Here is a 20,185-nt window from a genome sequence, read left to right on the forward strand (position 1 = left end):
CTGCCTTGCTATAAAACTTTTGCACTAGTACTTATTCAAAAACAATGCAATTACCCCATTTGCATTTGAGGAAAATATGAATTTACCAAAAATGCCTATGGTTTATTTTGTGGCGCCCAACGCGGAGCACTATCAGGATATTCGTACGCAGTTGCAGTTGTTTGGTTTTGATTGTCAGGTATTTACGCGTAATAGCGCTATTTTGGCGGCGATGCATACGCAGTCACCTTTTGCGGTGGTGATTGATGAGCTGGGTTTGGCTGAGATGAGCGGCAAACAGTGCGTGCCACTGATTGGCAAACTGTCGAAAGGGCCGGTTATTTTCTTGGCCGAAGCGCATAGCGTGGCCGAGCAAATAGAATTGATGCGTGCGGGTGTGAGCGATTTTCTACCCAAACCATTTAATTCGCAGCAGCTGATTGATCGACTGGATGCCTTACAAGAACAGCTGCGCCCAGACCCATTTCGTGTTTTGATTGTGGATGATTCCGAAGCGGTGGCGCGCTGGACTAGTAGTATTTTGACCGATGCTGGAATGCTGGTGAAGCGAATCCAAAATCCCTTGGAAGTGCTTTTTCAATTAGAGCGTATGAAGCCCGACATCATTCTGATGGATGTTTACATGCCGGAATGCTCTGGTGATGAAATCGCCAAAATTATCCGACAAAATACGCAGTACGATTCAATCCCGATTGTGTTTCTTTCAACCGAAACGCATCGTGGCAAGCAGTTAATGGCGCGCAGCATGGGTGGTGATGATTTCTGGGTGAAAAATATGGAGCCAGAAGAGTTGGTGGCTTCGGTTTCGATTACCGCCGAGCGCTATCGTCAGCTACGCCGTTGGATGACGCGAGATAGTCTGACCGCGCTACTGAATCACACGCATATTATTGAAGAGCTAGAGCAAGAGGTCGCTCGCGCACATCAAGAGTTTCGCATGCTGTCTTATGCGATGGTTGATATCGATCATTTTAAAATGGTCAATGATCAGCACGGCCATGCGGTAGGGGATCGTGTGATTAAATGCTTGTCGCGGTTGCTGCGCGGCGGCATGGGCAAGCCTAATGCCGTTGGGCGCTATGGCGGTGAAGAGTTCGCGGTGATTTTGTCGGAACAAACGCTAATGCGCGCTGCGCAAAAAATGGATGAGCTGCGGCAAAGCTTTTCGCAACTGACGCAAGTCGGTATGGGCGGGGATGAGTTTCATTCGACGATCAGTATCGGAGTCGCGCAATTGCAAGACGGTATGACTGCACAGCAATTGATTGATGCTGCTGATCGTGCGCTGTATCAAGCCAAAGCGGCGGGCCGAAATCAGGTTGGCCTTGCTCATTAAACTTTTTTTTAGAATGCCAATGACAATCCATTACACCATTACGCCACTGAATCCAGCGGCTCATTTATTCTCTATTCAATTGTCGATTGCCGAACCTGATCCTGCCGGACAAATTATTTGTTTGCCGGTTTGGATTCCAGGCAGCTATTTAATTCGTGAATTTTCTAAGCATATTGTTAGCATTCAGGCTGAGTCAGCTGGGCAAGCAGTGCAATTAGAAAAAATCACTAAATCGAGCTGGCAGGCTGAGCCTGTAGCAGGCCCTTTGTTGCTGAGTTACACCGTGTATGCGTTTGATTTGTCAGTTCGCGGTGCTTATTTGGATCAACAGCGGGCTTTTTTTAATGGCACTAGTGTGTTTTTGGCCGTAGTTGGGCAAGAGCAGCAAGCGTGTACGGTGAGCATTGCTTGTGCAGATCAAACGGATTGGCGAGTTGCAACGACTTTAAATGCGCAGCAAATCGATGCTTTGGGTTTTGGTGTGTATCAAGCCGAAAATTACGATGAGTTGATTGATCATCCGGTTGAGATCAGTGATTTTTCTCTTGTGGAATTTGTTGCCTGCGGCGTGCCGCATAAAATGGTGATTTCTGGGCGTCATCAGGCCGATTTGCCGCGTCTTGCGCGTGATTTGCAGCGGATTTGTGAGTATCAAATTCAATTTTTTGGTACGCCTGCGCCGTTTAAAGAGTATTTATTTCTCACTTTGGCGGTGGGGGACGGTTACGGCGGGCTGGAGCATCGTTCATCAACGGCCTTGATTTGTAATCGCAGTGATTTACCTTTGCCGCATGAAACTGAGATTAAGGCAGGGTATCGGCAGTTTTTAGGTTTGTGCAGTCATGAGTATTTTCATAGTTGGAATGTAAAACGCATTAAGCCAGCGGCCTATGCGCCTTATGACTTGCAGCAGGAAAATTATTCGCGTTTATTGTGGGCTTTTGAGGGTATTACCTCGTATTACGATGATTTGGTTTTGCTGCGTAGCGGCTTGATTACCTTTGCTGAATATTTAGAGTTGTTGTCACAAACGGCGACGAGCGTTGAGCGTGGCTATGGTCGTCAGGTTCAGCATTTAGAAGACGCCAGTTTTGATGCTTGGGTGAAATATTATCGCCAAGATGAAAATAGTCCGAATGCGTTGGTGAGCTACTACACCAAAGGCGCTTTATTTGCTCTGTGTTTGGATTTAACTATTCGCCGTGAGACGCAGGGCGCTCAGTCACTGGATGATGTGATGCGTGCGCTTTGGTTGGAGTATGGGCAGGATTTTGCGACGACGCAGCGCGGTATTGCTGAGGCTGAGTGGGAGGCGCTAGCGCAACGCGTCACTGGGCTGGATTTAAGCGCTTTGTTTGAATTGGGCTTACGTTCTACTGCCGCATTGCCACTGCGTGAATTACTCAGTGAAGTTGGGGTTGAGTGGCAGCAACGTGAAGCTATATCAGCGGCGGATAAAGGTGGCTGGCTGGATAAGGTCAATGCGCCAAAATGCAGTTTAGGTGTAAAAACCGCCGCTGATGCGGCGGGGCTTAAACTCACGCAGTTGCGAATGGATGGTCCAGCGCAGCGAGCTGGTTTATCGGCGGGTGATGTTTTGATTGCATGGAATGGTTTGCGTGTGACATCAAGTAATTATGAACAATTCTTATCGATGTCGGCGCCCAGTCAGGCGGTTCATTTACATGCTTTTCGCAGGGACGAGTTGATGCAATTTGAGCTATTTCCAGAATTACCCCCTTTAGATACGGTAGGTTTGAAAGCTATCTCTAGTGCAGGCAATGAAATTTTGAAAGCAAGGCGCATGTTGTTTAGTCATTGATTTGTCAATTTACCCCTTGGCGCAGTGCAGCAATTCAGTCTATTAATGAAAAGGACTGAATGCGGCATCAAGGGGAACACTTTGCATCTGAGTGCACGAATGAAGAGTAAATTTCGCGGAGCCAGGACCAAGGTGCTTTTGGTTTTGCTGGCGCTGAATTTATTGATTTCAATCGCTTTATCGATGAGCCTGTATTATTTCTCGAATACCGCTTTGATGTCGGAGCTAGACGGGCGGTTGCTCTCCGCCGCTCGGGCCATTCCTTTTGTTCTCCCTGATGGGTATATTGACCAAGCCCTTTTGAATCAATTGGTGGAAGAAGATACCTATCTCAACAATCTAAGTAAACTCAATCAATATGCGACCCAAGTCGGGGTCAGCTATTTATATGTGCTGGCAAAAGTGGATCAGCAGGTGCGTTATCTGGCCGATAGTGCGACGCCAGGCGAAACGCAGCAAAACAATTATGGCCATTTCGGCCAAAGCTACGCCGACCAGCAGCGTGCCATTCAATCGGTGATTGAAACGGGTAAAAATTATCGTGGCACTCTGAAAGATCAGTACGGTGAGTTTCGCTCGCTGGCAATTGCGATGCCGTATGGGCAAGGGCAATTCTATGTACTGGGCGCTGATATTGCGATGGCCGAGGTTTTAGCTCGGCAAAGCAGCATTCAGTTGCGTGCAATCGGATTTGGCATGTTGCTATTTGCTTTGGGTAGCGTCATGGCATGGCTACTGGCCAGCCGTATGACCGCGCCATTACGACGCTTTTCATCAGCCGTGCATCGTTTTGCGGCGGGTGAGTTTGATGTCCGGATGCCGATGCATCGGCATGATGAATTAGGTAATCTGGCTTCGGCATTTAATGCGATGGGCGATGCGATTTCTGCGCGTGAACATTTGATGCGCCAACTGGCTTTTTCGGATCGTTTAACTGGATTACCCAATCGCGTGAAATTTGCCGAGCTGCTAACAGGGCTAATCAATAAAGGGCAGCCATGGTTGGCGGTGGTGATGATTGATTTGACCGATTTTCGCTATATTAATGACGCGTTTGGATTTGAAGCGGGTGATCGAGTTTTGTGTACGATGTCGGATCGCCTAAGCCAGTTGCAGCCGGATCAATTGAGAATTGTCAGTCGAGTTTCGGGTAATTCATTTGCTCTGCTGCTCAGTGCGGTCAACGAATCACAAGTTCAAGCGCAATTGCAGACGGTTGAGACGATATTGGCGGCTTCCATTGTCTTAGGCGAGCAAAAGGTCAATGTGGCAATTCGATCCGGTATCGCCATTTATCCCTTGCACGCAGATCATGCCGAAGGTCTGCTGCGGCATGCCGAAGTGGCCATGTTTTTTGCGAAGCGGGATAGGGAGAGCTCGGTGACTTATGATCCGACACGCGAAGAAAGCCGCCTTAGTCAATTTACTTTGCTGGGCGATTTGCGTGAAGCGTTAACTGAAAATCATTTGGTGGTGTATTACCAGCCTAAAATCAATGTGGCTTCGGGCATGGTCAGCGCTGCCGAAGCGCTAGTGCGCTGGCAGCATCCGAGTCGCGGTTGGATTTCGCCCGGTTTGTTTATCCCTTTTGCGGAAAAAACCGGCAAATTGCGCGGTATTACTGAGTGGGTGTTGCGTGAGGTTTTGCGTCAGCAAATAGAATGGAATCGGCAGGGCGTTCATATTTTGGTGTCGGTTAATGTGGGGGTGAGCGATGTGGAGGACGCCCAGTTTGTTGATTTTGTGGAGGCGCAGCTCAATATCGCGGGCACTGCCGCCAATTTATGCTTGGAAATCACTGAAACCGGCGTCATGCATAAGCCCGATGCGATGCTGCAAAATCTGGCGCGTTTACGTCGCTTGGGTGTACAGCTGTCGATTGATGATTTTGGTACCGGCTATTCATCGTTCGCTTATTTGGCCAAAATGCCCGTCAACGAGCTAAAAATCGATCAAGTGTTTGTGATGTCGATGAATAGCACGTTTGAAAGCGTATCGATTGTGCGTTCGATGATAGAGATCGGCCATATCTTAGGTTTGAAAGTCGTTGCCGAAGGGGTGGAAACCATCGGCATTTGGCAAGCGCTGGCGGTGATGGGCTGCGATGAAGTGCAAGGCTACTTAATTGCACAGCCCATGGCGGCGAGTGATTTGCTCGTCTGGCTGGCGCAAGGTCCACATCATCCTAGTGAATTAACCCCGCCCAGTATGGCTAATTTTTAATTAACGCCAGCCGTGACGTAATAAGTATTCCGCCGTTACTCGTCCTGCATCCCAAGTCATTTCGCTGAGTTTTTCACTGACTTCCGTTGGTGTGAAGCGATAAAAAGCCGCGACTTCACCATCTTGATTTTGCGGCTGAAAATGCTCAGGCAGCGCTAAATCAAAGCAGTACAACACTTCATCGTGCGTGCCGTCGATCTCATTACGTTGAACGCGAACGGTATTGATCAATTGGATGTCTTTTGCGATGGCATGCGGCACGCCGGCTTCCTCAAATAATTCACGGATCGCGCAGTCGTGAATGTCCTCATCTATGGGTATACCGCCAGCGGCCATATTATCTAATAGGTAGGGGTCAATACTCTTTGTTTTTGCTCGTCTACCTAAGCAAATCGAGCCATCGGGGTAATACGCATTGATATGTACCGCACGGCTGACTAAACCAAAACGGCGAAAGCTGGCGCGCTCAAGAGCGCAGATTGGCTTGGTGAAATCCACTTCATCGACGATGTTTTCTACGCAAACGCCATAGTTTTCATGACGCCAGCCTTGGATGAGGCCATTGTCGTGCAAGTGCTGTGCCGCGAGATGCAGCTGTTTTGCAAGATCAGCACCGTTCAGATTAATGGTGCTGTCGACGACTCGCCACTCGGGGGCTAGCGCAAAAAGCGATTGCACGGTTGATTGCTCTAACCAGCCCGCGGCTTGTTGCTCAAGCCGAAGACGAATTAGGTTTTTACTGGAAAATTGCGGTTGGCATTTTAAATAATCAGCAATACAAGACATACATTCTCGCTGGAGTTTGATTTTAAGATCAAAATGAATGGATAAATTAGCGTAAAGGCGCGGCAAGTTCTTAAGCAAAGATTTTCTTGTTTCAGCGTCTTCAGAATCGTAGGTGTGAAGTGCCTGCTGCACCTTTGCCTTGCTAGAAAACTTTTGCACGAGTGCTTAGTAGTCGCGCCAGATGCGCTACAATTCGCCCCATAAAACTGGATTTTTACGGAGAGCACCATGAGCAAAATTCGCCAAGACGATCTCATCAGCAGCATCGCCGACAGCCTGCAATACATCAGCTATTACCACCCGAAAGATTATATCCAAGCTTTGGGTCGCGCTTATGAATTAGAAGAAGGCCCGGCCGCTAAAGACGCGATTGCGCAAATTCTAACCAATAGTCGCATGTGTGCCGAAGGCCATCGCCCGATTTGCCAAGATACCGGCATCGTGACGGTGTTTGTTCGCGTTGGGATGGATGTGCAATGGGAAGGCGCGACGATGGGCGTCACCGATATGATTAACGAAGGCGTACGCCGCGCTTATCTGAATCCAGATAATAAATTGCGAGCCTCGATTTTGCTCGATCCCGCCGGTTTGCGTAAAAACACCAAGGACAACACCCCAGCGGTGATTCATTACGAAATCGTGCCGGGCTGTACGGTGGATATCGACATTGCGGCTAAAGGCGGCGGCTCAGAAAATAAATCTAAATTCGTCATGCTGAATCCTTCCGACTCGATTGTGGATTGGGTCATCAAAACTGTGCCCTTGATGGGCGCGGGCTGGTGCCCGCCAGGCATGCTCGGCATTGGCATTGGCGGTACGGCTGAAAAAGCGATGGTGATGGCTAAAGAAGCGTTGATGGAAGAAATCGACATTCACGATCTCATCGCACGCGGGCCAACGAATCGCGTGGAAGAATTACGCATCGAGTTATACGAAAAAGTAAACGCGCTCGGTATCGGCGCACAAGGCTTGGGCGGTTTGGCGACGGTGCTTGACGTCAAAATCAAAGATTACCCAACGCACGCCGCCAGCTTGCCAGTGGCGATGATTCCAAACTGCGCGGCAACGCGCCATGTGCATTTTACGCTCGATGGCTCAGGCCCTGCGGTGCTGGAAGTGCCAAAACTGGAAGACTGGCCAGATGTAACGTGGACACCATCGAGCGAATCAACTCGCGTTGATTTGAACGCAGTGACGCGTGAAGACGTGGCGAGCTGGAAACCCGGCCAAACGCTGCTACTGAACGGCAAGATGCTCACCGGCCGCGACGCGGCGCACAAGCGTATGGTGGAGATGCTTAATAAAGGCGAAAAACTGCCGGTTGATTTCGCTGGCCGCTTTATTTATTACGTCGGCCCAGTCGATGCCGTACGCGATGAAGTAATCGGACCTGCGGGCCCAACTACTGCAACGCGGATGGATAAATTTACTGAGCAAGTATTGGCCGAAACAGGGCTGCTCGGCATGATCGGCAAAGCAGAGCGCGGTCCTGCGGGCATTGATGCGATCAAAAAACACAAATCGGTGTATTTGATGGCCGTTGGTGGCGCTGCGTACCTCGTTTCTAAAGCCATCAAAGCCAGCCGTGTAGTGGGCTTTGAAGATTTGGGCATGGAAGGCATTTACGAATTCGACGTCGTGGATATGCCAGTGACGGTGGCGGTGGACTCAAACGGTACCTCGGTACACGCGATTGCACCGAAAGAGTGGCAAGCCAAGATTGGTGTCATTCCGGTTGCTAGTGTTTGATAGGTGTGAACGCACGGCACGCTGATTGAGTTTGCGTTTGTTCTGGCTCGATGCAGCACGAGTGACGCCCTGCTTTTTATCGAGGCGAAATTAGAATCGGATTGCAGTGATGCGTTTGGATAGGCGGACTTAATCTGGGAATTGGCTTGCCACGAGGGGAGGGGTTCGGTATGATTCGCCCTCTCTTGCGGAGAGATGTATGAGTGGTTTAAGTTAGTCGCCTGGAAAGCGGCCACAGGTTAATCCCTGTCGGGGGTTCGAATCCCCCTCTCTCCGCCAGTATAAAATATTAAAGCCCTGATTATTCAGGGCTTTTTTATATTAAAAAAATTATTCCCACCACTTTTCCCACCACTTAGATTGAGCTGTTGTGATTCATTGTGGTCAATGAATTACATCCTTCGCTCCGCTTAAATCGCTGTTTGCATACACAGATTCATAAAACTTCTATTCAGCTGCCCTTGCCACTAGCAATTCACGCCAAATTTCCAGGCCTGAGATTTCACGCCTCAGCAGATCTAACGAGTATTTAACGCACGACCCCAACTTCATTCAAAGCTTCATGCAGACTGATTGATGCCAGCGTTTGCTCAAAACAAGTCAATTCACTCCTCAGCACAACAAACTTGCACTTCAAACGTTCAACCGAATTTCCACTCAGTCATATACACCACATTTAACACCACTGAAATATTTAGACCTCACCAATCTCCAAAGCTGTCATGGGTTGAATATGTAGACCAGTTAAGAATCCGCCATAAGTCATATAGACCTTCTAGAGGTTAAAATGACTTGAAAATAATAAAATTACGTGTATATTGATCTTTAGAAGGACTTATTGATCCCCAGGGGTTTATATGGCTCTTTTAATGATCATTCAATCAAGGAGTGTTTGTATGACTAAGCCAATCTATTTTGCATCCTCACCACACCACATAAAGCGCTTGCCTGACTATCAAAAGTTAGCGCGTACGCATCGCTTAAGTTATGTCGCTCAAGCCCATTTGAACGATCCCAAGAACACACCGAATATCATCCCAGGACCTTGTGCGCTCCCAGCAGTGACTGGATTGCGTGTGCTAAAAAGCTATTCTGATGGTGCCAATTATGATTTTGTCGATTTAGAAATGTTCCTAGATGGTCCAACTTCTGATGATGACGAATATATCGGCGTAGAAATTGTTGACGAGCACAACTGCGATGCAGTCGCTAAACCAGAATGGGCTGAGAAGTTTAAATCGGAGCTTCAGCGTAGAGAGCTTTTCAATATGCGACAGCCAATGATTTTCCATTTGCCGACTTATTCGTCGCCAGAAATCGTTGATTTAGTGAAGTCAGTCTGCACTGAATTAGCGTTGCCGATTGCAGAAATTAAAGGCAATGCGGATGATGGTCATTTTGATCTGCTGCCGCTTAAACAACACGCAAGCTTAGTCACCTACTTGAGTGATCCTGATTTTGAATACTTGCAGAGCAGTTGGGCGCATCAACGGCAAGGCAATGTTTGGTTCTGGGTTAATCCATTTCCATTGGTATTTGAATCAAGCCAGGCGTTGATTTCACTACCTTTCGCCGGCCAGCATACTCTACCGACTTTATTGGAAAACACGGTGGTACTTGCTGATCCCACTGTCGTGTTAAGGCAAATTAAGCAGTTGGCTGCCGCGAAGTCTGAAAGCCCAAAAGCGGAATACCTAAAGCAATTAATAAAACCTAAGCCATTGCGCATGGCTGCACAAGAGGATGTGGATGCAATCAGTGCTCTGATGGCAGCATACCCCCAATTTAAAACCTTATTTGGCAAGCTAAGAAGTAGGCTAGTCATGCAGTGCTTAAGCAGACACCCAATTCATCTGGGCAGTCAGCTCCTAATCGGGCCACCGGGGAATGGGAAGACGTGGCTGTGCACAAAAATTGCCAAGGCGCTGAATCTGCCGTTTTTAAATATTCAACTGGCTGGGAATGGCGATGTGATGATACTGCGGGGCTCACAACAGCAATGGACTGGCTCGGATGCGGGGCGCCCAGCAAAATTTATCGCCACATGTGAAATTGCAAATCCAATCATTATGCTTGATGAGGTCGATAAAGCAGGCGGCAGTCAGCACGGACATTTAACGGATACAATTTTAATGTTGCTTGAGCCAGAAAATTCACGTTGTTTTATGGACAACTTCATTGAAGCGCCAATTGATATGCATCACATCAGTTTTATATTGACGGCCAACGAGAGTGACTTTTTAAGTGCGCCACTAAAAAGCCGTCTTGAAGTAAATTCAATCAAGGCACCAAGTCAGCAAGAAATGCGAGATTTAGCGCAAATTTTTTATCAGCAAGAGCTGGAAGAAAGAAAAATTAGCCAGTATTTTGTACCGGAAATCGGTGCAACTGAACTGAAGGTGATTGTCTTTCAAAGTGACAGTGTCAGGGAATTACGGCGCCAAATCGTACTCGCTATCGAGAACGGATTAAATAATGTCACTGATGTTTCTGCCGTTGAAACGCAGCAATATCTTTTGAAACCGATACCGTCTTCCGAGCCACCGAAAAACAACCCATACCCTGGAATCGGTTTTTTAACCAAGCATTAAAATTATGTTAAACAGAAAAAATAAACGGCAGCCTTCGCTGCCGTTTTGTTTGCGCCCGCTAAATTTTAACTGGACGTCACAGAGAACTACAAACAGTTGATTGCAGTAAAGAAATTGCTCAGAAATAAAGACTGAACTTGAACCTTTCGGTAAAGTCTCAGACTCCTTGCGCGAGTTCGAGGTACTAATTATTCTGATTTATTTAATAGCGCTTATTGCTACTTTGAGATTGAGGCGTACTTAGAAGCGCATGCTATTCATAGGGCATATTGTAGAGTTGCTCGTTCTCACCACTGATAGATAGGCTCATTCCTTCTGGATGTGCATTCATCTCAACTCCAGAGTGGTTTTCATGCAGCAGAGCACTCCAATATACGTCTTTAACTTCCGTGATATCGAAGTTTACAAAAGATTTAATACATTTTTCGTGTAAATCATTTGTAGTAAATTTTTTCTTTTTCAGCGCAGTACTTGTCTTTTGTTTTGGTTCATTATTGCAAACCAAGCTAAAATTTATAACCATTTCATCTATTTCAGCCCGGGTATAGCCATGGTTCTTTGCGACCTCCATAAATGCGTCAGCAATCAACTCTCTAGATAATTGGTTACCAAATTTTTGGTGTCCAATATAATAAAAAAGGAAGAGTTCCCTAGTAAAATGAACATTCCAACTGGTGTATTTTGGCCGGATTTCATTTAATAAGGTCTTGATATCTGCTCGATCTACGCCATTCTTTTTGCAGACATCCTCCTCAATCCTTCTATTGATTTTCTCCACAAAATCAGCATCGTGTTGGTATGATCGTTTCTTCGTGATCACAATTTCTACTTGATCTTTCGTATAAATCGGCAAACCGACTTCTTGTTGATAATTGTTATCAATGCTGATTTTATCCTTAATTATGCCAAAGATAGCTTTTTTTGCCAAATAACTAGCATTTTTAAATTCAAGAAGAACTGGTTTTATACCAATCGCCACATAAAAGTCATCAAGATATTGAGTGACGAATATCTGAAAAGGTAGCTCATCCAACTTTGCAAGCGCATCACTATTAATTTTGAAACATAGCCACGTTGAAATGTCGAAGCCCAAGTAAAAATCAATGGGTTTTTTAGAGAGCCTCACTTTCCTTAAAAAATTCATCAGAAAGTCTGCACTCAACTCGCTACTGGCGAATTGGAATAAATCTGGGTTTTTACCGCATCGAAAAATCAGAGAAATCTCTTTTCTCCTTTTAAATAGCTCACAAATTTTTGAGCTAAAGCCTAGATCTTTTTGTATTACTCTAGATTGCTCGGCAGTGCTACAGGATTCCCGTCGCACAATTGAATTTTTAATTCGATTAATGAGCGCATGCGCATGCAAAAAACTACCGGCACAAGCTCCTCTGTCGCGAATATTTGTGCATGCAAGCAATTGTGGTGACAAATTATTGTTTTTTCGCTCCCCAAAGTATTCATCGTGAAACTCTGAGTGTTTGTTGGGTTTGAATCCATGATTTAACTCCTTGTAATTGCCAAAATATTTTTTAAGTTCTTGATAAGAAAATTGAGCTGGAATTTCTTTTTCATAAAAGACTGCTCCATTAAAAATTAGGATTAATTCATCGTTGCCGTTAGTTTTTTTGTCGATAGAAATCCTTGGTCCAATTTGCAATAAATACGTTTTAAATTCTTCCCAGTTTGTTGAATTTTCAAACGCAGAGAACAGCATTCTATTAATGGATTCAGTCGTTTTGCTTAGAATGCTAGATTTTTTATCCACTGAAACCTCGTCCATCGATATAAATGTCCTGCTGTTATTTTCTTGCCGCCATCCTTCAATTGCCGCAATTCTATCCACCACTCGGCGTATCGCTTTTATAATAAAACCATTTTCAATTTGAATGATTTTTTTCGAAATTGGATCAATTCTAGAAAGCGCAATATGAAGATGAAGATTTTCGGTATCCTGATGCAATTTGTAAAATGCTAGATGCTCACCGACTCCAATTGATTGTAAAATCTTCTGGACGATGTTCCTGACCATTAAATAGGATGGATATTCGCTAGAACAAAAACTGACCATTAAATGTATTAACGGTTTTGCGTTACTTCTCGCATTTTTTAAGTCGAAACAGAATTTCGCAATTTCATCGATAAGGCTGCTAGTCAAGCCATTCAGCATTTTCAAGCTGTACAAATCAGGCGATGTGTTGATATTTTTCAGGTCGTTGATGTACTCAATTAGCAATCTTGGCTCTTCGGCCCATTCTTTTTTAATCTTGATTATCTTAAAGTTCATTTCAACAACCTCGTAATATCAGCCATTAGTCTGCAAATAATTCTCTTTGAATCTCCTGAGTTCATTTTCTACCGCAGAGTTTCTATTTTCAAGATGTAGAATGTATTCGCGAATATTAAAATATGACAACTTAATCAAATCAGTCGCTGTCTTACCGCAAGCCGCCGCATCTTCGAAAATCTCTTCGTGCTCAGTGTCTGTAACTCGAAATGTAATGCTTTTTGCCATGATGTCTCCAATTCATTTGTCCAATGAGTTTATTAGCAACTTTGTTCTTTACTTTTGTTTTCGATTTCAGAAATGTATTGTTCAATCTGAAAGTCAAAAAAACCAGAGGCTCGGCCGTTCGGTGTGATTTTCACGGGTTCTGGCAGTGCTTTAGATTTCACGAGCCGATATAGTGTGGCTCGTGAAATGCCTAGTGTTTTTGCAGCGTCACTAATTCGGATAATTTTATGCATCTGTTGCCTCACTTTTTTCTCAATATCGGTTAGGTTACACTTTTAAAATTTTCACTCAAGGGCTCGCGATAGATTGCATTAAATTTTTTTGTTGCTCACATGATTCGAATAGTTTTAGGGCCAGGACATCTCGCATTGTCTGTCCAATAGCGCTAAGACTACACTCTTCGTGAATTGACTCAAGGGCTCGCGTTAGAAATCAATAAAAATATTCGAAAACTCATATTGTTTATATGTAAAAAAACCATTAATGAAATTAGGCCTGTAATTTCATTAACTTCATTCTTTTTTAAGGCTGTAAAACCAGATCTGACAGCGGTGATATGTGCTGGCATTTACTTGATGAATCGCAGATTTTTTTCAGAAAGATAAATATTCTTATCCTTACATCGACCTTGGGGCAAGGTTGAGCCATGAAGAAAAAATGGCTTATTTGTCGGGATTGATCTGCAAGATGTTCAATTGGCTGAGCGCCTTGCCAGCGCGCCACTCAGTAGTGCGCCTGAATTTTCCAAAATCATTCATCGCAGTGCTGACATGCAAGAGCAAATCGATCTCTTGCGCCGCGTTGCCGTGCACAATGTGCCGGTATTGATTTTGGGTGAAGCCGGCACGGGTAAAGAATTATTTGTTACTGCGATTCATGAAGCCAGTCGGCGCAATACTCAGCGATTGATTGCCGTGAACTGCGGCGCGTTTACCAGCGCAGACTCGGCGCGCTTAGGGCACTTCAGAGAGGCGGATGGCGGCACGCTATTTTTAGACGAGATTGGCGATTTGCCGCTTGATGCGCATGCTAGAATGCTGCGCGCCTTGCAAGAAGGCCAAATCATGCCGCTCGGCGAAACGAGTTCGGTTAAGGTGAATGTGCGCATCATCGCAGCCACGCATCGTGATTTAATGGTTGAAGTCGCCGCTGGGCGCTTCCGTGAAGACCTGTTTCATCGCCTTGCGGTGGGCATTATTCATTTACCGCGCGCTGCGCGAACGTGTGGAAGACATTGAATTACTTATCGAGCACAGCTTGGCGCGTATCAATAACGACAGCCGTGATTTACCCGAGTGGCAAAATACAATAATTTCTGTTGATGCAAAAAATATTCTGCTCAACCATGCGTGGCCAGTCAATATCCGCGAGTTGTACCACACACTTTTACGCGCAGCGATTTGGTCACGGCAAAGTGAAATCAGTGCGCCGATTTCAGCAGAAATCTATTGCAGATGCCAGCCAATACCAATCAAGTGCTCAATCAGCCATTACACAAAGGCTTTGATTTACAAGCAGTTTTGGATCAGGTTGAACGCCATTATTTGCAGCGTGTAATGAAAAAAGCATCAGAAAAAAAGAAGCAAGCCGCCGAATATTTGAACATCACGAACTACCAAACACTGAGCAATCGCATGGTAAAACTCGGTATTTCCAGCGACGAACAAACCGACTAAAGGTGGCTGGCACACTTCTGGCTATCTATTCACAAACCGAATAAATAGCGAGCTTGCCAGATATGTTGATGCAAGACCTGCAATCACTGAATTTTGAACCATTACGCGCTAGCTACCCAGAGCTAGCCAATATGGGCGGCTATGCCGAGCACTATATATACTGATCCAGAAAGTGAGCTCGTCAAGTTAAGAAATTTAGCTGAGCGCATGGTCGATAAACTGGTGCTCGATAAATTTCATTTACTGCGTCGGCTGGAAAATAGTGCCGCGCACGGTGAAACCATTCGCCCAATGGATGCGCTGCGTGCTTTGCACGAAGCATGGCAATTGGCTCGCGGGGTTCATGTTTCACTCACTGGCGGCAAAGTAGAAGATTTCGGCAGCTACAAAGAACCACCAACCAAAGGCATCGACAGCAAAGCTGCGATCAAGCGCGAGAAAAAACGCCTCGCAGAAGAAAACTCGGCCAAAGAAATCCAAATCAAAGCGATGCTCGCCGAACTGGAAGCTTTGCGCGCCAGTGAAGCAGCTCAACGCGCTGTTATCGGCAAGGCAAATAGTCCTTTACCCAAGGAAAAAATTGAGCCGTTTGCTCTGCAAATCCAAGCCAGCGTTCGGCAACTTCATTTCTTGGAAGACAAAACCCGTGAATACATGGTGGATCGTGACCTTGCTTTGGTTGGCTGGTCAGTGCCTACCGCAGCCAAGCTCAATCCAGCCGTTGGTCTAGAGGTGGAAGTTCAACATCAAGGTACCGAAACGGGCATCGGTTATCCCGACTATGTTTTGTGGGATGACAACGGCAATAGTCGTCCCTCATGCAAGCGATGAATGACGTGGCAAGTCGACTAAAATTGGCGTGTTGTGTCTCGACCAAAATCAAAGATGGGTTAGCTGTTATGCCGAAGCGTTGTGTCGTTGAAAGTACGTTTGCATGGATAGGCAACTTTGGTCGCCTATCCAAGGATTACGAGATTTTAGCGGCTACAGCAGAAAATAATGTGCGGCTTGGCAAATTGTGTCGCGATAATTTAAAACAGCTGATCAGGTGGAAAGCGTATTTGATACCGAAAAAGCTTGCAGCATGCTTTCTGTTTCTAGGTAGGTAATAAACGCAAGATGAGAGTTTGTCTTACGTTTTTTCGATTTTCAAAAAATAACGTTTTTATAAGTTAATTTTCGATTTATTAGTAATTTTCATGTAATTAAGCCATTAATTAGTCAAAATTAAAACGTAATAACAATCTGTTGTCCACTTGTGCCCTTGTTCTCGCTGTCGACCGAACTCGCGCAAGAAGTTCGCTGCAATGGACTAGCTCAGCGTAGAAAGTTGGCAAAGTGAATAGAAAGTTGGCAAAACGAATGGAAGGTTGGCAAAACGAATGGAATGTTGGCAATGTGAATAGAAAGTTGGCAAAAGCAATCGACCTTGCCAACTTTCGCCCAGTCATTGTAATGAGTTGGGCAAAAGTTGCGGAAAATGATCACAGTTTGTCACTATTTTTGCGGGGGGCGATTGGCCATATTCCACCAGCAGAAGCTGAAGCAGACTATTAGCGTAATCAAATCGAGCAGGCCATACTGGCCTGACTCAAGCCAAACAGCCGCCGCGAAAATCGGTTCGATTCAGTATTGGCTAATCCCGTGAAAACAACGGCAAAACCAAAGCCAAGTTTTACCCCAAAACCAACTTCGCTTCGGCAAATCTCCGCAATATTTCAATTGTATTTGCTCGTGCTTTGATTGGCTGTATTCAGAGATGCGTGACTTGATGCTTCATTCTGAGAATTCGTGGGGACTGATGTTAATTAGTTGGGATAAAACAGCTACCAAGCCAAATCGTCTTCGCTTCTTGATAGGCTTTTTGATGCTGAGTATCGCTGGCAAGCCAGGTTTTTAGCTCAATCATTTCAGCTTGACTGAGTGCTGATTCATTTTCACGCATCAACCAATCCATTGCAGTTTGCCAGCTAGAGTCTTCGGTTTTGCTATTAGACACTTTGAACCCCTTTAAAATGATGCCTTCACATAGATGACGCCTGGTGAAAGTATTTGTTTAGGCTTATTTATCCAAAGTATAGCAAAAGCGAACTAGTTTCACGCTCCAATTAATTACGTGTTTGGGTATAAAGCGCCTCTGCATTGAGTTAGCGCATCTTTTATCATGAAATTAACCAGAGTGGCGGATACGCCAAGGAGGTTAGCAATTTCCCTCTGAGTTAATCCTTCTAGACGATACATCACAAATACGCGCTGAGTCCGTGCGGGCAATTCTTTTAATGCTGCACTGAGCAAACGCAATGATTGTTCGGTGATGAGTTGCATTTCAGGTAGTGGCGATGTGTCAGCGACCATCTGGCCTTCATCCTCCAGGGCAAAGTAAGTTAGCTCAAGAGACTCTCTTCTTTTTACATCGATCGCTAAATTTCGCACCACTTGCGTTAGGTAGGCGATTGGTTGTTTTGCTTGTATAGCTGATTGTAATTGCATGATTTTTAGATATGCATCCTGCACGATGTCCTCTGCGCGTTCTGGATTGCCCAAAATTCGTAATGCGATTCGTTTTAGGTGCGCTCTGTTCGCCTGAAAACTGATCGCTAACTCGCTTTCAAAATCAATTTCACTCACTGCAGCCGCCCGTATTTAGGTATGCCAAAAGATTAAATGATACACGTTATCATTTAGATTGGTGATGAATATTTTTAATAATGTAAGTTTTAACTTGCTAAAAGTTAAATAATTTCCTAAGTCCCATCCTTTCCTTGTCAGATAGTGCCGCATTTACACCATCGTGCTCACCTCCAATGAATTACTTTATGCGCAGTAGTTTGTAAACAAGCGCCACGGTGCTTCGTCATACCTATGTAGGCGCCTACTCCTATGCGGAGCCATTGACTTTTAGTGAGGAAAAAATGAGTTATTTTGATCGTGAAGATGGGACTTTTAAAGTGCTGGTGAACCATGAAGACCAGTACTCGCTCTGGCCTGATTTTAAAGCAGTACCGGGCGGTTGGACTGATACCGGGGTCAAAGGCAATAAGCAACATTGCCTTGATTACGTCAAGCAAACTTGGACTGATATGCGTCCATTGAGCTTGCGCCGATTTATGGCTGAACAGGCTCAGTAATGTCATCGGCTTTAACGTTAATTTGTTTGCCGTGTGCTGGCGCCAGCGCAACGATGTATTTGCGTTGGCGGCGTTTTTTGCCCGCCCATATCAAATTGCTGGCATTGGAATTGCCGGGTCGTGGCGCGCTGATTGATGAAAAGCCGCTGACGCATTATGCCGAACTCGTCGAGTGGATCGTTGGCCAGTTGGCGCTCAAACCGTGTGAGCGCTACGCCTTGTTTGGACACAGCATGGGTTCTTTATTGGCTTATGGGGTGTGCCGCCAGTTGGCCGCGAAAAACAAACCGCTGCCGCTGGGGCTATTTGTTTCTGCATCGGCAGCGCCAGCACGGCGAGATCCTGATCGTTTTGCTGGCATGTATGACGATCAGTCCTTGATCGCCGATTTAAAGCGTCAAGGTGGTACATCGGACGCGGTGCTGGGCAATGCTGAATTACTCCGCATGACGCTTGATGTGCTGGCTGCCGACTACAGGGTATGCAACGATTTTACCTATGTAGATGCGGCCTCTCTTGATATACCCATTCATGTGTTTGCCGGTCGTGATGATGAAATTACCGAGGTGCAGTTACGCGCTTGGCAATTAGAAACGCAATCGAGCTTTAGTTTAAATTGCTTTGCAGGCGGGCATTTTTATTTACGTGAACAAGAGGCCGCTTTGCTGAGCCTGTTAACACGGCAATTGGCGACGCTGGAGCGGGCAGATGCAGCGATTGCATGATTACGTGCCGCAGGGCGTTGAAGTTTATCAGTTGGAATATGCTTTTTTTCCACCGTCAGCGCAGCAAGACTGGTTGGTTCTCAGTGACGATGAACGCGCCCGAGCTTTACGCTTGCATAAACCCATTGATCGTTTACGCGCCATTCGCACTCGGGCGCAACTGCGCCGCTTGCTGGCGAGTAAATTGGATTTAACGCCGCAACTGGTGCCAATTGATTACAACGCTTATGGCAAACCCTTGTTGCCTGAAGGAATGGGGCTTGATTTTAATGTGTCGCATTCTGCCGAGCGTGGTTTGATCGCTGTGTCCGAGGTGGGCGCGGTCGGGGTGGACATCGAGATGAAGCAAACGAACGCCGCCCTCGCCGATATTGCACCTTTATTACTGCACCCCGATGAGCAGGGCGCTGGCGAGTTGGTCGAACGCTGGGTCGTCAAAGAGGCGTGTTTAAAAGCGCTGGGTTGTGGGATTAGCGAGCATTTGCAAAGCATCGCGGTGCATCGACTAAAACAAAGCCGCTATCAACTGGCTTATCCGGCTGGCATGGCGCAACAACTGCAAGCATGGCCCATCCAAGTCTCCAATGCCTATGTCGCCGCCATTGCCTTGGTCCTACCTTATTCAACTGCAACTGATGTTATTTAGCGGAGTAAACAATGAAAACGCCGTTTATATCACAAGCACCAATCGCGTCTGAATTACCCGTTTTGATCGAGCCTGCTTTTGATGGTGAGGCACTATTGGATGCATTTCTGCGTTTAAAACCATACATTGACGCGCATTTATTACGCGTCGGCGGCGTGTTATTGCGCGGCTTTTCGGTGCCAGATGTTGCCAGTTTTCAGGCATTTGCCGCGTCGTTTGGTCATCCTTTATTGAAATATGAGTTTGCTTCTACGCCCCGTACGGCGGTTTCAACTGGGGTATACACATCGACCGAATACCCCGCTCATCAGCACATTCCCTTGCATAACGAGCAAGCGTATACGCGGGAATGGCCGATGAAAATTTGGTTTCACAGTGTGATTGCGGCGCAAAGTGGCGGTGAAACGCCGATTGCGGATAGTCGGGCAATTTATCAGCGCATGCCGAGCGAGATTCGTGCGCGTTTTGCCCAGGGCTTGTTGTATGTACGAAATTACGGCGATTTCGACCTACCTTGGTCGCAGGTATTTAACACGACCGATCCTGCTGAAGTGGAATCAATTTGTCAGCGTATCGGCGTGCAATGGGAATGGAAAGAAGATGGTGATTTACGTACCAGTCAGCTGTGCCAAGGCGTTGAGCAACATCCAATAACAGGAGAGATGGTTTGGTTTAACCAGGCCCATTTATTCCATGCGTCCAATTTACAGCCAGAAGTACGCGAGTCGCTCGAAGAATTACTAGGCATAGAAAATCTGCCACGCAATGTTTATTTTGCCGACGGAAGCGCCATCCCCGATGAAATGTTCGCCGAGGTACGAGCCGTACTCGCGGCGGAAACCGTGATGTTTCCGTGGCAAGCAGGCGATGTTTTGATGCTCGACAATATGCTGGCAGCGCACGCACGGACGCCATTTTCTGGCGCAAGAAAAGTCGTTGTCGCGATGTCTGAACCACACTCCAATCTCGAACAGATTTTAATAGGTTAATC

The 20,185-nt window shown here is 46.1% G+C and carries 20 protein-coding genes and 1 tRNA gene; 15 read left to right on the forward strand and 6 right to left on the reverse strand.

The window, feature by feature from the left end; genetic code table 11:
- Positions 1-76 precede the first annotated feature (76 nt).
- The 3 genes from Q320_RS18565 (at position 77) to Q320_RS18570 (ending at position 5,381) form a co-directional block, all read left to right on the forward strand.
- Positions 77-1,336 carry a diguanylate cyclase gene (locus tag Q320_RS18565; protein WP_051534489.1) on the forward strand — a complete coding sequence of 420 codons (1,260 nt, stop codon included), beginning with the start codon at positions 77-79 and terminating at the stop codon, positions 1,334-1,336.
- A gap of 19 nt (positions 1,337-1,355) precedes the next feature.
- A complete protein-coding gene (locus tag Q320_RS0105405) occupies positions 1,356-3,158 on the forward strand; it encodes a M61 family metallopeptidase (protein WP_156938987.1) in 1,803 nt (600 codons plus the stop codon).
- A gap of 99 nt (positions 3,159-3,257) precedes the next feature.
- On the forward strand, positions 3,258-5,381 hold the full coding sequence (locus tag Q320_RS18570) for a GGDEF domain-containing phosphodiesterase (protein WP_169734432.1): 2,124 nt from the start codon (positions 3,258-3,260) through the stop codon (positions 5,379-5,381).
- Here the strand turns inward: Q320_RS18570 and Q320_RS18575 are convergent, their stop codons facing one another.
- Positions 5,382-6,167, reverse strand: a complete 786-nt coding sequence (locus Q320_RS18575; protein WP_051534491.1) for an NUDIX hydrolase — start codon at positions 6,165-6,167, stop codon at positions 5,382-5,384.
- Between the two features lie 228 nt (positions 6,168-6,395).
- Here Q320_RS18575 and Q320_RS0105420 point away from each other — a divergent pair, with 228 nt between their 5' ends.
- From Q320_RS0105420 to Q320_RS0105430, 3 genes are all read left to right on the forward strand, one after another.
- Positions 6,396-7,916 carry a fumarate hydratase gene (locus Q320_RS0105420; RefSeq protein WP_027468164.1) on the forward strand — a complete coding sequence of 507 codons (1,521 nt, stop codon included), beginning with the start codon at positions 6,396-6,398 and terminating at the stop codon, positions 7,914-7,916.
- A 189-nt stretch (positions 7,917-8,105) separates the two neighbouring features.
- A tRNA-Ser gene (locus Q320_RS0105425) sits at positions 8,106-8,195 on the forward strand.
- A 617-nt stretch (positions 8,196-8,812) separates the two neighbouring features.
- A complete protein-coding gene (locus Q320_RS0105430; protein ID WP_027468165.1) occupies positions 8,813-10,507 on the forward strand; it encodes an AAA family ATPase in 1,695 nt (564 codons plus the stop codon).
- Between the two features lie 253 nt (positions 10,508-10,760).
- Here Q320_RS0105430 and Q320_RS0105435 read toward each other — a convergent pair whose 3' ends face one another.
- From Q320_RS0105435 to Q320_RS22195, 3 genes are read right to left on the reverse strand one after another with little or no spacing between them, the layout of a single operon-like run.
- On the reverse strand, positions 10,761-12,791 hold the full coding sequence (locus Q320_RS0105435; protein WP_027468166.1) for a relaxase/mobilization nuclease domain-containing protein: 2,031 nt from the start codon (positions 12,789-12,791) through the stop codon (positions 10,761-10,763).
- Between the two features lie 18 nt (positions 12,792-12,809).
- Positions 12,810-13,019, reverse strand: a complete 210-nt coding sequence (locus Q320_RS0105440; protein ID WP_027468167.1) for a plasmid mobilization protein — start codon at positions 13,017-13,019, stop codon at positions 12,810-12,812.
- A gap of 32 nt (positions 13,020-13,051) precedes the next feature.
- A complete protein-coding gene (locus tag Q320_RS22195; RefSeq protein ID WP_051534492.1) occupies positions 13,052-13,252 on the reverse strand; it encodes a helix-turn-helix transcriptional regulator in 201 nt (66 codons plus the stop codon).
- Between the two features lie 462 nt (positions 13,253-13,714).
- Between Q320_RS22195 and Q320_RS20615 the strand changes: the two genes are divergently transcribed.
- From Q320_RS20615 to Q320_RS0105475, 5 genes are all read left to right on the forward strand, one after another.
- Positions 13,715-14,257 (forward strand): sigma-54 factor interaction domain-containing protein, encoded by a 543-nt coding sequence (locus tag Q320_RS20615; protein WP_027468169.1) that lies wholly within the window; start codon positions 13,715-13,717, stop codon positions 14,255-14,257.
- The gene (locus tag Q320_RS22295; RefSeq protein WP_444542284.1) at positions 14,244-14,576 is read left to right on the forward strand and encodes an AAA-type ATPase lid domain-containing protein; all 333 of its coding nucleotides are present in this window, start codon (positions 14,244-14,246) and stop codon (positions 14,574-14,576) included. The genes Q320_RS20615 and Q320_RS22295 overlap by 14 nt, the downstream gene beginning before the upstream one ends.
- A complete protein-coding gene (locus tag Q320_RS20620; RefSeq protein WP_027468170.1) occupies positions 14,474-14,695 on the forward strand; it encodes a helix-turn-helix domain-containing protein in 222 nt (73 codons plus the stop codon). Before Q320_RS22295 ends, Q320_RS20620 begins: the two co-directional genes overlap by 103 nt.
- Before the next feature lie 141 nt (positions 14,696-14,836).
- Complete coding sequence (locus Q320_RS0105465; RefSeq protein WP_156938988.1) at positions 14,837-15,526, forward strand: hypothetical protein; 690 nt, start codon at positions 14,837-14,839, stop codon at positions 15,524-15,526.
- A 531-nt stretch (positions 15,527-16,057) separates the two neighbouring features.
- Complete coding sequence (locus tag Q320_RS0105475) at positions 16,058-16,252, forward strand: hypothetical protein (protein WP_027468172.1); 195 nt, start codon at positions 16,058-16,060, stop codon at positions 16,250-16,252.
- Between the two features lie 247 nt (positions 16,253-16,499).
- Here the strand turns inward: Q320_RS0105475 and Q320_RS0105480 are convergent, their stop codons facing one another.
- On the reverse strand, positions 16,500-16,694 hold the full coding sequence (locus Q320_RS0105480) for a FecR/PupR family sigma factor regulator (protein WP_027468173.1): 195 nt from the start codon (positions 16,692-16,694) through the stop codon (positions 16,500-16,502).
- A gap of 113 nt (positions 16,695-16,807) precedes the next feature.
- Complete coding sequence (locus Q320_RS18590; RefSeq protein ID WP_035852357.1) at positions 16,808-17,323, reverse strand: RNA polymerase factor sigma-70; 516 nt, start codon at positions 17,321-17,323, stop codon at positions 16,808-16,810.
- Between the two features lie 284 nt (positions 17,324-17,607).
- Between Q320_RS18590 and Q320_RS0105490 the strand changes: the two genes are divergently transcribed.
- Genes Q320_RS0105490 through Q320_RS0105505 form a run of 4 tightly spaced genes read left to right on the forward strand, consistent with a single transcriptional unit; the run spans position 17,608 to position 20,183 of the window.
- Positions 17,608-17,823 carry an MbtH family protein gene (locus Q320_RS0105490; protein WP_027468174.1) on the forward strand — a complete coding sequence of 72 codons (216 nt, stop codon included), beginning with the start codon at positions 17,608-17,610 and terminating at the stop codon, positions 17,821-17,823.
- On the forward strand, positions 17,823-18,548 hold the full coding sequence (locus Q320_RS0105495) for a thioesterase II family protein (RefSeq protein ID WP_027468175.1): 726 nt from the start codon (positions 17,823-17,825) through the stop codon (positions 18,546-18,548). Before Q320_RS0105490 ends, Q320_RS0105495 begins: the two co-directional genes overlap by 1 nt.
- The gene (locus Q320_RS18595) at positions 18,532-19,194 is read left to right on the forward strand and encodes a 4'-phosphopantetheinyl transferase superfamily protein (RefSeq protein WP_051534494.1); all 663 of its coding nucleotides are present in this window, start codon (positions 18,532-18,534) and stop codon (positions 19,192-19,194) included. Before Q320_RS0105495 ends, Q320_RS18595 begins: the two co-directional genes overlap by 17 nt.
- A gap of 11 nt (positions 19,195-19,205) precedes the next feature.
- On the forward strand, positions 19,206-20,183 hold the full coding sequence (locus Q320_RS0105505; protein ID WP_027468176.1) for a TauD/TfdA family dioxygenase: 978 nt from the start codon (positions 19,206-19,208) through the stop codon (positions 20,181-20,183).
- The last annotated feature ends 2 nt before the right edge of the window (positions 20,184-20,185 follow it).

Origin of the sequence: Deefgea rivuli DSM 18356, from assembly GCF_000620145.1 — a bacterium.
In the GTDB taxonomy this organism is placed as follows: domain Bacteria; phylum Pseudomonadota; class Gammaproteobacteria; order Burkholderiales; family Chitinibacteraceae; genus Deefgea; species Deefgea rivuli.